The organism is Vreelandella zhaodongensis (assembly GCF_013415115.1).
GTDB lineage: Bacteria > Pseudomonadota > Gammaproteobacteria > Pseudomonadales > Halomonadaceae > Vreelandella > Vreelandella zhaodongensis.
The window spans coordinates 254708-267164 of sequence record NZ_JACCDD010000003.1; the positions used below are offsets into that span (position 1 = coordinate 254708).

Below are 12457 nucleotides of genomic sequence, written 5' to 3' on the forward strand. Positions count from 1 at the left end.
CTTTATAAGAGCGGGGCATCCCCGTACCTTCGACCCTGTTTGTTATCTCACAGGGCCGAAAGTGTTGCGCCACCTGACGGTGGCGCTTGGTTGTTGCTTAGCGAATTATTTACGCTTCTTACGGTTAGCCATATGAATGGCATGGCCTTCTACCGCAAGTGCTGCTTCGTGCACGGCTTCAGACATCGTCGGGTGTGCATAGCAGGTCAGGGCTAGGTCTTCAGCGCTGGAGCCGAATTCCATTGCAATCACGCCTTGAGCAATCATCTCACCCGCATGCTGACCAACAATATGCATGCCGAGAATACGATCAGTTTCCGCATCGGCGATAATCTTGGCGCTGCCTTCGGTGGCATTGTTCGCCATCGCACGCCCACTCGCCGCGAACGGGAAACTACCGGTCTTAACTTCAATGCCCTTGGCTTTGGCATCTTGCTCGGTCATACCGACCCATGCCACTTCCGGGAACGTGTAGATCACGTTCGGAATCGTGTCGTAGTTCATCTCGGCTTTGTGGCCAGCGATGATGTCAGCGACCATAATGCCTTCTTCAGACGCCTTGTGTGCCAGCATGGGGCCACGCACACAGTCACCAATGGCGTAAACACCCGGTACATTGGTACGGCACTGATCATCAACGAAGATAAAGCCACGCTCGTCCAGTTCAACGCTGACACCATCAGCAATTACGCCTCTAGTGTACGGACGGCGGCCAACACAAACGATCAGTTTGTCGAAGGTCATTTCCTGTTCGCCATTGGCGTCGGTGTACTTCACAATGACTTCTTCGCCATTGGTTTCCGAACCAGTCACGCGGGCATTCAGTTTAATATCCAGACCCTGCTTCTTAAGCAGTTTCTGTGTTTCTTTCGCGATCGCCGTGTCGACCATCGGCAAGAAACTATCCATTGCTTCCAGAACGGTGACCTCGGAACCCAAACGGTTCCAAACGCTACCGAGCTCCAGGCCGATAACACCAGCACCAATAACGCCCAGACGTTTCGGCGTATCTTGGAAATCCAGCGCGCCAGTGGAGTCAACGATCAAGCCTTCGGTTAGCGGCGTCGGTGGGATTTCAACCGGCACAGAGCCTGCAGCAATGACGATGTTATCAGCGTCGTAAGCGGTGGTGTTGCCATCCAAGTCAGTGACTTCGACTTGCTTGCCGGAAACTACTTTACCGGTACCTTCAATGGCAGTAACACCATTGGCCTTGAATAAACCAGAGATGCCGCCGGTCAAGTTCTTAACGATCTTGTCCTTGCGAGCCATCATTTTCTTGACGTCCATGGTGACGTCACCGGCATTGATACCCATGTCGTCGAAATCGTGCTTGGCTTCGACGAACTTATGCGAGGCTTCAAGCAACGCTTTAGACGGGATACAACCGACGTTCAAACACGTACCACCGTGAACGACATTGCCTTCTTTACCAATCCATTTTTCAACACAGGCGGTTTTCAGACCCAGCTGCGCAGCGCGAATAGCCGCTACGTAACCACCAGGACCTGCACCGATAACGATCACATCAAACTTATCAGCCATGTTGGCTCCTTTAACTTGGTTTGCCTTCCCCCGTTCTGGTCTAAACCGGGCGGAAGGCAGTGTGCGATTGCATGAGAACGCTAATACATAGCAGAGGCGGATCAGCGCGCTCTGTTATACGTCCAGCAGCAAGCGTGCAGGATCTTCCAGCAGCGCTTTAATCGTAACCAGGAATTGTACAGCGTCTTTGCCATCGATCATGCGGTGATCATAAGAAAGCGCCAGATACATCATCGGGCGAATCTCAACCTTACCGTTAACCGCCATCGGGCGATCCTGGATTTTGTGCATACCCAGAATAGCAGTCTGTGGCGGATTGATGATCGGGGTCGACATCAAGGAGCCAAACGTGCCGCCGTTAGTGATGGTAAAGGTACCGCCGATCATGTCGTCCATGCCCAGCTTACCGTCACGACCACGCTTACCGAAATCAACAATCGTTCTCTCAACGTCGGCAATTTTCATGCTGTCGGTGTCACGCAGTACCGGCACAACCAAGCCACGATCCGTTGATACTGCTACGCCGATGTCCTGATAGCCGTGATAGACGATATCGGTACCATCAATAGAGGCGTTAACGTCCGGGAAGCGCTTGAGTGCTTCAGAGGCCGCTTTCACAAAGAAGCCCATAAAGCCCAGTTTAATATCGTGAGCTTTGAGGAACGTATCTTTGTATTGCGCACGCAGGGCCATGATTTCAGTCATGTCCACTTCGTTGTACGTGGTCAGCATGGCAGCCGTTTGCTGCGCCTGAACAAGGCGCTTAGCAATCGTTTGACGCAGACGCGTCATCGGCACACGTTTCTCAACGCGATCACCTTCCACCGCCGGTGCAGCAGCGGCTTTCGCAGGAGCCGCGGCCTTCGCTGCTTTTTTGGCAGAGCCATCTTTCACTGCTTTTTGCACGTCTTCTTTCAAGATACGGCCACCTTTGCCGGTACCTTCAATCTTGGAAACGTCCAGGTCATGCTCAGCAACCATTTTCCGAGCCGCAGGAGCTAGGATTTTATCACCAACTTTCTCATCTGAGCCTTCGTCATCGCTACCCGCAGCGCTGGAAGAAGAAGCACTGCTGCTCTCTTCGGCACCACCAGCACCTTCGGTAAAGACGGCCAGCACTGCTTCGGATTCAACCTGGCTGCCTTCTTCGGCTTTAATTTCTGCCAGTGCGCCATCGGCAGGAGCCACAACTTCAAGCACCACCTTGTCGGTTTCGATGTCGGCCAGCACTTCATCGCGCTTAACCGCTTCGCCCACTTTCTTGTGCCACGTTGCCACGGTGCCTTCCTGGATAGACTCAGGGAAGCTGGGGGCTTTCACATCGTATTGCTTACCACCACTGGCTTTTTTATCTTCTTTCTTATCGTCTTTTTTCGCTTCGGACGGTTTAGCGCTGGCCTCGTCAGAAGGTTTCTCTTCTTTGCTGCCAGACTTACTGCTTTCACCAATTTTGCCCAACACCTGCTCTGACTCAACCGTATCGCCCTCTTCGGCCATAACGTCGGTCAGTGTACCCGCTTCCGGTGCGACGACTTCGAGCACCACTTTGTCGGTTTCGATTTCAACAATCAGCTCGTCACGTTCAACGCTGTCACCCGGCTTTTTATGCCATGCGGCCACAGTGCCCTCGGCAACGGATTCCGGAAAGGTTGGCGCTTTGATATCAGTAGCCATGTCGTTTCCCTTATATGTTCTCTAAACCCGGTGGGCGCTTATAGGTTAAAAGCGTCTTCCACCAGCTGGCGCTGCTGTTCAGTGTGGACGGACATATAGCCCGCTGCCGGCGCGGCAGAGGCAGGACGTCCTGCAAATTTCAAATCACGTCCGAAGCCATCTTTCAGCATATCGGCCACTGCGCGCATGTGGTGCTGACTTGAATACCAGGCGCCTTGGTTCAGCGGCTCTTCCTGGCACCACACGATGTCTTCCACATTGGCATACGCCTGGAGCACTTCCAGAAGCTCTTCTTTCGGGAAGGGATAGAGCTGCTCAAGACGAATAATCGCCGTGTCATGCCGCTCGTTTTCTGCACGCCAGTTGGCTAGGTCGTAGTACACCTTGCCGGCACACATAATAACGCGCGTCACCTTTTCTGCCTCAAGATTCGCCTGATCCGGCAACACCATGTAGAACTTGCCGTGAGCGAGGTCTTCAAGGCTAGACACTGCTTCTTTATGGCGCAACAGCGACTTTGGCGACATAACCACTAGCGGCTTACGCAGTGGGCGAATGACCTGACGACGCAACAGATGGTAGATCTGTGCGGGGGTAGTCGGCACACACACCTGCATATTGTGCTCAGCGCACAGCTGCAAGAAACGTTCTAACCGTGCAGAGGAGTGCTCGGGCCCTTGGCCTTCATAGCCATGAGGCAGCAGCATCGTCAAACCGCACAAGCGTCCCCATTTGGTTTCACCAGAGGAGATAAACTGGTCAACGACCACCTGGGCACCGTTGAAGAAGTCACCAAACTGGGCTTCCCAAATGACTAAGTCGCCCGGCGCTGTCGTGGCGTAGCCATACTCAAAAGCCAGAACCGCTTCTTCCGAAAGGAAGGAGTCGTGAATCGTAAAGCGCGGCTGCCCGTCTGACATATTCTGCAGCGGCACATAAGTAGAACCATCTTTCTGGTTATGCACTACCGCGTGACGGTGAGAGAACGTACCGCGACCTACATCCTGGCCGGTAATACGAATCGGATGGCCTTGGTCCAGCAACGTGGCATACGCCAGTGTTTCGGCGAACCCCCAGTTAAGCCCCATGCCTCCCGCTTGCATTTTACGGCGATCTTCGTAGATCTTAGCCACCTGACGCTGCACATCCACCCCGTCGGGGATGTCACACATTTTCGCTGCCAGCTGCTGCAGACGCTTCATATCAAAGGTTGTGTCTGCATCCCCTGTCCATTCGTGACCCAGGTAGGGTGCCCAGTCCACAAATAGCGAGGTATTAGGCTCTTGTACCAGCGCATTTGCCACATGGTTACCTGCCACAAGATCATCGCGGTAGGTTTCAACCATGGCCTTGGCGTCTTCTTCTGAAAGCACGCCCTGCTCCACCAAGCGCTGTGCATAGAGCGTACGCGACGATGGATGGTCTTTAATTTTGGCGTACATCATCGGCTGGGTGCCGGATGGCTCGTCGGCCTCATTGTGACCACGACGGCGATAACATACTAAGTCGATAACAACGTCTTTCTTGAACTGCTGACGGTAATCAAGCGCCACTTGGGTCGCGTGAATTACCGCATCGGGATCATCGCCGTTAACATGAAAAATCGGCGCCTGAACCATCTTAGCGATGTCAGTACAGTATTCGGTTGAGCGCGCATCCAAGGGGTTCGACGTAGTAAAACCAACTTGGTTGTTAATCACGATGTGTATCGTGCCACCGGTTTTATAGGCACGGGTTTGAGACATCTGGAATGTCTCCATCACCACACCTTGACCAGCAAACGCAGCATCACCATGAACGTTAATTGGCAGTACTTTATTGCCCTCGTCGTCGTTACGACGATCTTGACGGGCGCGTACCGAGCCTTCCACTACCGGTGCGACAATTTCCAGGTGCGAAGGGTTAAACGACATGGCCAAGTGGACTTCGCCACCAGGTGACATAACGTTTGAACTAAAGCCCTGATGGTACTTAACATCACCAGAACCACGCTCGATGACCTTTTTGCCGTCGAACTCATCGATCAACTCAGCGGGATTTTTACCCAAAATATTGACCAACAAATTGAGACGACCACGGTGGGCCATACCAATAACGACTTCTTTAGTACCGTAACCGCCTGCGCGTTGGATCAGTTCGTCCATCATTGGCACAAACGATTCGCCGCCTTCCAGACCGAAACGCTTGGTACCTGGATATTTGGACGCCAGGTAATTTTCCAAACCTTCCGCTGCAACCAAACGTTCAAGCACATGCTTGCGCACGTCATCGCTGAACTTAGGCGCACTGCGCACCGATTCGAAGCGTCGCTGTAGCCAGCGCTTCTCTTCAGTATCCACAATGTGCATGATCTCGCAGCCGATAGAGCGACAGTAGGTCTGCTCCAGCGCGTCAACGATCTCACGCAACGGTGCTTTATCAATGCCTAGGAAAAACGATCCAGTTTGGAACTCGGTGTCAAGATCAGCCTTGGAGAGCTGATGAAATGACAAATCGAGATCAGGGACGGGGGTGGGATTACGCAGCCCTAGCGGGTCGATATTGGCCTTTTGATGACCACGGAAGCGGTAAGCGTTAATCAGCTGCAGGACTTTTACCTGCTTCTTGTTCTCACCGCTATCTGCAGCGGCGGCTACCCGTCCTGGGCGACTTTCACGACCCAGTTGGTAGAACTGATCACGCGTGGGGCTTAGTGGAACATCGTGGGAGGCACTGCCCTCAGGACGTGGCAGCTGATCAAAATAGCTGCGCCACTCGTCTGAGACAGAATCAGAATCGGCGAGGTACTGCTCGTAAAGCGCTTCCACGTAGTGGACATTGCCACCACTAACGTGAGAGGAACGCCACATCAACTCCATTATGCCTTGTTGCATCTCTCGGTCACCCTGCACTGATGGGGTGGTATCGGTATCGCTGCACTCGCGCAACGACATCGCTATTGCCCTGCCGGCGGGGCGGGACATATGCCGGCGGCGCCGACCGAAGGCCGGAAGCCCTGTTCATACTACATGTTTTATAACACGTTTCATTATCAGTTCATGCTCAAAAGCCGGTACTCATGGCACCGGCTTTTAAACTTGGCTGATTATGAGTGCGACGCACTGCCGCACCACATAACGCCCCTATGATAACAAGCGAAGCGCCACGATTTAAGTGGCTTTGTGCAGCAACTTACGCAGCGCTCGCATTTTTTTCATATGATTAGGCGTTTACGTGGCATCAGCCAGCAACATTTCACGAATTTTACCAATTGCACGGGTCGGATTGAGCCCTTTCGGGCAAACGGCAACACAATTCATGATGCCGCGGCAGCGGAATACAGAGAACGGGTCTTCCAGGCTCGTCAAGCGCTCACGCGTGGCAGTGTCGCGACTATCGGCAAGGAAGCGATAAGATTGCAGCAGACCAGCTGGCCCTACAAATTTATCTGGGTTCCACCAGAACGATGGGCAAGATGTTGAACAGCATGCACACAAAATACACTCGTACAGGCCGTCTAACTTATCGCGCTCTTCCGGTGATTGAAGACGCTCGATAGCCGGTGCAGGGGTGTCGTTTTGCAGGTACGGCTGAATACGCTCGTACTGCTTATAGAACAGCCCCATATCCACAACCATATCGCGAATAACCGGTAGGCCTGGCAACGGGCGCAGCGTCAGCTTGTTGCCTTTCACAACATCTGACAGCGGCGTAATACACGCCAAGCCGTTCTTACCATTCATGTTCATGCCGTCGGAACCGCACACGCCTTCACGGCAGCTGCGACGAAACGCAAGCGCGCTATCCTGCTCTTTCATCAGATGCAAAACATCTAGCACCATCAGATCGCGACCCTTGGTATCGACCTGAAACTCCTGCATATAAGGCGCGGAGTCGGTTTCCGGATTGTAACGGTATACGGATACCTGAAGATTGGACATGGTGACTCCCTCTCGTCAGTGCGGAGATTAGTAGGTGCGAACCTTAGGCTCGAACGTATCAACAGTTTTCGGCTTAAAGTTCACGTCGCGCTTCTTCAGCTCTTTCGTGGCCGGGAAGTAGAGCGAGTGCTTCAGCCAGTTGACATCATCACGGTCAGGATAGTCGTAGCGCGAGTGCGCGCCGCGGCTTTCGTTACGCTCAAGGGCAGCAATCGCCGTTGCTTCTGCCACTTCCATTAAGTTATCAAGCTCCAAGGCTTCAACACGGGCAGTGTTAAAGGTATTGGACTTGTCAGGTAAATGAGCATTAGCAATGCGGCTGCGCAGATCCGCTAGCTTTTTGACACCTTCCTGCATGTTTTTCTCTTCACGGAATACACCGAAAGAGTTCTGCATGATGTCTTGAAGCTCTGCCTTCAACTCAGGAATGCTCTCACCGCCTTCATTAGACTCATTCCAGCGGTTGATGCGCTTCATCGCTGCATCGATGTCAGACTCGGAGGCATCCAGGTACTCGATACCTTCGTTCAGAGCGCCTTCAATAAACATACCCGCCGCACGGCCAAACACCACCAGATCCAGCAGGGAGTTACCGCCCAAGCGATTAGCGCCGTGAACAGAAACACATGCCGCTTCGCCACAGGCAAACAAACCGTTAATGATATGGTCGTTGCCACTTTCATCCTGGGTAATCGCCTGACCATGAATATTGGTCGGAATACCGCCCATCATGTAATGGCAGGTAGGCACTACCGGAATCGGGTCTTTAGCTGGGTCGACATGGGCAAATGTCTTAGAAAGCTCAACGATACCCGGCAAACGCTTACCAAGGACTTCTTCGCCCAGGTGGTCAAGCTTCAAGAAGACGTGATCGCCTTTCTCGCCACAGCCGCGGCCTTCCAGAATTTCCATGACCATAGAGCGTGCCACTACGTCACGGCCGGCCAGGTCTTTGGCGTTCGGTGCATAACGCTCCATGAAGCGTTCGCCATCTTTATTGACCAGATAACCGCCTTCACCACGGCAACCTTCCGTTACCAGGGTGCCCGCACCGTAAATACCGGTCGGGTGGAACTGCCACATTTCCATATCCTGCATCGGGAAACCAGCACGCAGCGCCATGCCAATGCCATCGCCAGTGTTGATCAAAGCGTTGGTCGTAGACGCATAGATACGCCCTGCACCACCCGTCGCTAGAACCGTGGCCTTCGATTTTACGTGGACAACTTCACCGGTCTCGATGCACATAGCGATACAGCCCACTACATCACCGTTGCTATTTTTCACCAGATCGACCGCGTACCACTCATTCAAGAACGTGGTGTTGTTCTTGAGGTTGTTTTGGTAGAGCGTGTGAAGCAGCGCATGGCCAGTACGGTCAGCCGCTGCACAGGTACGTGCTGCCTGACCACCTTCACCAAAATTCTTTGACTGACCACCAAACGGACGCTGATAAATACGGCCGTTATCGAAGCGCGAGAACGGTAGCCCCATATGCTCAAGCTCAAATACCGCTTTCGGGCCTTCTGAACACATGTACTCTGCCGCGTCTTGGTCAGCAATGTAATCGCCGCCTTTGACGGTGTCATACATGTGCCAGCGCCAATCATCGTCTGGATCTGAAGAGGCGATCGCACAGGTAATACCACCCTGAGCAGAAACGGTGTGGGAGCGAGTCGGGAACACTTTGGACAGTACGGCTGTCTTTTTACCGGACTTAGCCAGTTCAAGAGCAGCGCGCAGGCCGGAGCCACCGCCACCAATGATAATGGCATCAAATGTCAGGCTACGAAGGTTAGACATAGATCAAGCTCCCCACAGAATTTGAATGCCCCACACCAAATAGACGAAGATGGCCAGAATAATCAGGGTCTGGACACCCACGCGCAGGCGAGTGGACTTAAGGTAATCGGTGGTGACCGTCCACAAACCGATCCAGGCGTGTGCTGCAATAGAAACAAAGGCTAGCAGCGAGAAAATACGCATCCAGGTTTGGGCGAACAGTCCACTCCAGGCGTAGTAGTCCAGATTGGGATTAAACAGCAAGTAGGCAACGATAAAGACGGTATATAAAGCCAGAATTACCGCAGAAACGCGCTGCATTAGCCAGTCGGATAACCCGCTACGGCCAAAACTTGTGATGTTGGTTACCATACCCAAACTCCTGCCAAAATGATCAGAACAGCACTGACCACGACAGTGATCTGTGCTTTTTTCACGCCACCTTCAAGGGTCACGCCAATATCCGCATCCATTAACAGGTGCTTTACGCCTGCTACAAAATGGAATGCCAATGCGGACAACAATCCCCAAGCGATAAATTTGGCGAAAAAGTTATTGGCTAATGCGTTGCTAACGGCATCAAAGCCAGCCGGAGACGATAGTGATTTACCCAGCGCCCAAAAAGCGAAGATCAGGCCAACGAACAGGATGACACCCGTAATACGGTGTGTAATCGACGTTAGCGCCGGTAGTGGGAAATGTATCGTACTAAGATCTAGGTTTACGGGTCGTTTGCTATTCACGGCGTTATACACACTCTCTTGGCCCACTCTGCGACAGGTCGGGCATGGCCCGAGCGGGCGGTGGTTGCTGGAAGGGGCTCGGCCGTTGCCAAGTCGGGCACGACCACCTATCTGCCGGTCGCGCGCCGTGGATTATAAGAACCTTCGCCCCTGCTGACAAACCGAACTCAGGCTTAACTCGACTATGGTGCAAGAAAATTGCCGCCAACCTGAGTCGATTTTGCGATGCAGCATGGTTATAGTGACAGGAGACTGATGGTTTGATAAGCCCAATAACGTATCGTCAACACCCTGACACTTCGTTACTATGGACTCCCTTCTAATCATATACAAAAATTAAACAAAACAACAATATCTGTACAAGGATACCTAGCGTTTCGGCTAATTGACAAAATGTCGCACGCTTCTATAGTAGGCGAGCCTTTTTGCCGGCGCGGTATGCGAAACAATGACCTTACGTCCCAAACCGAATTCGAAAGGAGGCCAGCATGGCTGACAGGAAAGCAACATTGACGGTAGACGGTATAGATAAACCGATCGATCTACCCATGTATTCCGGCACACTTGGCCCCGACGTCATCGACGTACGCAGCCTCGGTGCTGAAGGCCTGTTCACCTACGACCCCGGCTTCATGGCCACTTCTTCCTGCCAATCCGCGATTACCTATATTGACGGCGGCAAGGGCGTACTGCTGCACCGCGGCTACCCCATTGATCAACTGGCTAAAGAATCCAACTTTGTCGAAGTTTGCTACACCCTGCTATTCGGTGAGCTGCCCAACGACGAGCAGTACGCTGATTTCGAATCACGTATTCGCAATCACACCATGGTTCACGACCAAATCAACAACTTCTTCAAAGGGTTCCGCCGCGACGCGCACCCAATGTCGATTCTATGTGGCGTTGTTGGCGGCCTAGCAGCCTTCTACCACGACCACATGGATATCACCCAAGAAGAAGATCGCGTTATCAGCGCTGTTCGCTTAATTGCGAAAATGCCCACCTTGGCAGCTATGTCGCACAAATATAACGTTGGTCAGCCATTTAACTATCCGCGCAATGATCTGAGCTATGCAGAGAACTTCCTCTACATGATGTTCAGCAACCCATGCGAAGAGTACAAAATCAATCCGGTATACGCGAAAGCCATGGACCGCATTTTTATGCTGCACGCGGATCATGAGCAAAACGCCTCTACCTCTACAGTGCGCCTAGCAGGCTCAACCGGTGCTAACCCATTCGCCTGTATCAGTGCAGGCATCGCGGCACTTTGGGGCCCAGCACACGGCGGTGCGAACGAAGCCGTACTGAATATGCTTGACGAAATTGGCGACGACTCTGAAGAAAACATTCAGCGCTTTGTTGATAAAGCAAAAGATAAAGACGACCCCTTCAAGCTGATGGGCTTTGGCCACCGCGTCTACCGCAATTTTGACCCGCGCGCCAAAGTAATGAAAGAGACCTGTGATGAAGTACTTGCTGAGCTTGGCTTAGCCGACGATCCACAGCTCAAAATCGCCAAGCGCCTTGAGCAGATTGCCCTGGAAGATGAGTACTTCATCGAACGTAAGCTCTATCCAAACGTCGATTTCTACTCCGGCATCATTCTCAAAGCGATGGGCATTCCGACCAATATGTTTACCGTCATTTTCGCGGTATCTCGCACCATTGGCTGGATCTCTCACTGGCATGAAATGCTCAGCGAAAGCTACAAAATTGGCCGCCCGCGCCAGCTCTATATCGGTCACGATATGCGCGACTATCCTAAAAAATAACGCCGCGGTAACAACGCAGCGTCACTAGGATAATAAAAGGCCACCCACGGGTGGCCTTTTGCTTATCGTAAATTCACGTCTCTCTATAATTAATGTTCCCCACACACTACCCCCACATACAAACAAGGTGCTCTATGCGAACGATCACTACTGTTGCCTTTATTGGCCTGGGCGTTATGGGTTACCCCATGGCAGGACATCTCGCCAAACAAGGGCTAACAACTCGCGTTTACAACCGCACAAGCAGCAAAGCGGACGCCTGGGCAAAAGAGTACGGCGGCACCGCCCACGCCACCCCCAAAGAGGCCGCCGAAGGCGCTGACCTTGTCTTGGTATGCGTTGGGAACGACGATGACGTCAGACAAGTTACGATTGGCACCGACGGCGTTTTGAGCAGCATGGCAACCGGTTCCTATCTCATTGACCACACCACCGCCTCTGCAGACCTAGCCTTAGAGCTAGACACCACCTGCCGCGAGCAAGGCGTTGCCTTTTTAGACGCTCCCGTCTCCGGCGGACAGCAAGGGGCAGAAAATGGCGCGCTGACAATTATGTGCGGTGGCGACCAAGCACACTTTGATAGCGTTCAACCGATTCTTAATCACTACGCACGCGCAGTAACACTCATGGGCAGTGCCAGCAGCGGCCAGCTTACCAAAATGGTCAACCAGATCTGCATTGCGGGCTTAGTACAAGGTCTTGCCGAAGGACTGCATTTTGCTGAGCAAGCAGGACTTGATCAGCAGCAGGTGATTGACGTGGTCTCAAAAGGAGCCGCTGGTTCCTGGCAAATGGAAAACCGCCACAAAACCATGATCGCCAATGAGTATAACCACGGTTTTGCTGTGGACTGGATGCGCAAGGATTTAGCCATTTGTTTGGAGCAGGCACGTAGACTCAATGCCACCCTCCCAGTAACGGCGCTAGTGGATCAGTTTTATGCCGACGTGCAGCGTATGGACGGAGGACGCTGGGACACTTCATCGCTCTTGAAGCGCTTACAAAAGCCAGAATAATA

9 protein-coding genes are annotated in these 12457 nt (G+C 52.7%); 2 read left to right on the forward strand and 7 right to left on the reverse strand.

From position 1 onward, the window contains the following. Positions 1 to 105: 105 nt before the first annotated feature. From lpdA to sdhC, 7 genes are all read right to left on the reverse strand, one after another. Positions 106 to 1545 (reverse strand): dihydrolipoyl dehydrogenase, encoded by a 1440-nt coding sequence (gene lpdA / locus HZS79_RS07665; RefSeq protein WP_162218606.1) that lies wholly within the window; start codon positions 1543 to 1545, stop codon positions 106 to 108. A gap of 114 nt (positions 1546 to 1659) precedes the next feature. Further along, entirely contained in the window at positions 1660 to 3219 is a 1560-nt protein-coding gene (odhB, locus tag HZS79_RS07670; RefSeq protein WP_179927496.1) for a 2-oxoglutarate dehydrogenase complex dihydrolipoyllysine-residue succinyltransferase, read from the reverse strand. A gap of 38 nt (positions 3220 to 3257) precedes the next feature. Next, the gene (locus HZS79_RS07675; RefSeq protein ID WP_162218623.1) at positions 3258 to 6092 is read right to left on the reverse strand and encodes a 2-oxoglutarate dehydrogenase E1 component; all 2835 of its coding nucleotides are present in this window, start codon (positions 6090 to 6092) and stop codon (positions 3258 to 3260) included. 336 nt (positions 6093 to 6428) lie between these two features. Beyond that, positions 6429 to 7139, reverse strand: a complete 711-nt coding sequence (locus HZS79_RS07680; protein ID WP_162218608.1) for a succinate dehydrogenase iron-sulfur subunit — start codon at positions 7137 to 7139, stop codon at positions 6429 to 6431. A gap of 27 nt (positions 7140 to 7166) precedes the next feature. Further along, on the reverse strand, positions 7167 to 8942 hold the full coding sequence (gene sdhA, locus HZS79_RS07685; protein WP_162218609.1) for a succinate dehydrogenase flavoprotein subunit: 1776 nt from the start codon (positions 8940 to 8942) through the stop codon (positions 7167 to 7169). Positions 8943 to 8945: 3 nt separating this feature from the next. Beyond that, positions 8946 to 9293 (reverse strand): succinate dehydrogenase, hydrophobic membrane anchor protein, encoded by a 348-nt coding sequence (sdhD, locus tag HZS79_RS07690; protein WP_162218610.1) that lies wholly within the window; start codon positions 9291 to 9293, stop codon positions 8946 to 8948. Next, positions 9287 to 9664, reverse strand: a complete 378-nt coding sequence (gene sdhC, locus HZS79_RS07695) for a succinate dehydrogenase, cytochrome b556 subunit (protein WP_338017236.1) — start codon at positions 9662 to 9664, stop codon at positions 9287 to 9289. Before sdhC ends, sdhD begins: the two co-directional genes overlap by 7 nt. A 488-nt stretch (positions 9665 to 10152) precedes the next feature. Between sdhC and gltA the strand changes: the two genes are divergently transcribed. Both gltA and HZS79_RS07705 read left to right on the forward strand, forming a co-directional pair. Beyond that, positions 10153 to 11439, forward strand: a complete 1287-nt coding sequence (gene gltA, locus HZS79_RS07700; RefSeq protein WP_179927497.1) for a citrate synthase — start codon at positions 10153 to 10155, stop codon at positions 11437 to 11439. Between the two features lie 134 nt (positions 11440 to 11573). Next, positions 11574 to 12455 (forward strand): NAD(P)-dependent oxidoreductase, encoded by an 882-nt coding sequence (locus HZS79_RS07705; protein WP_179927498.1) that lies wholly within the window; start codon positions 11574 to 11576, stop codon positions 12453 to 12455. Positions 12456 to 12457: the final 2 nt, after the last annotated feature.

Excerpts from the sequence above, each read along its gene's own strand:
- odhB (WP_179927496.1), bottom strand. The coding sequence starts at position 3,219 with ATGGCTACTGATATCAAAGCGCCAACCTTTCCGGAATCCGTTGCCGAG.
- lpdA (WP_162218606.1), bottom strand. The coding sequence starts at position 1,545 with ATGGCTGATAAGTTTGATGTGATCGTTATCGGTGCAGGTCCTGGTGGT.
- sdhA (WP_162218609.1), bottom strand. The coding sequence starts at position 8,942 with ATGTCTAACCTTCGTAGCCTGACATTTGATGCCATTATCATTGGTGGC.
- gltA (WP_179927497.1), top strand. The coding sequence starts at position 10,153 with ATGGCTGACAGGAAAGCAACATTGACGGTAGACGGTATAGATAAACCG.
- HZS79_RS07680 (WP_162218608.1), bottom strand. The coding sequence starts at position 7,139 with ATGTCCAATCTTCAGGTATCCGTATACCGTTACAATCCGGAAACCGAC.
- HZS79_RS07705 (WP_179927498.1), top strand. The coding sequence starts at position 11,574 with ATGCGAACGATCACTACTGTTGCCTTTATTGGCCTGGGCGTTATGGGT.
- sdhD (WP_162218610.1), bottom strand. The coding sequence starts at position 9,293 with ATGGTAACCAACATCACAAGTTTTGGCCGTAGCGGGTTATCCGACTGG.
- HZS79_RS07675 (WP_162218623.1), bottom strand. The coding sequence starts at position 6,092 with ATGCAACAAGGCATAATGGAGTTGATGTGGCGTTCCTCTCACGTTAGT.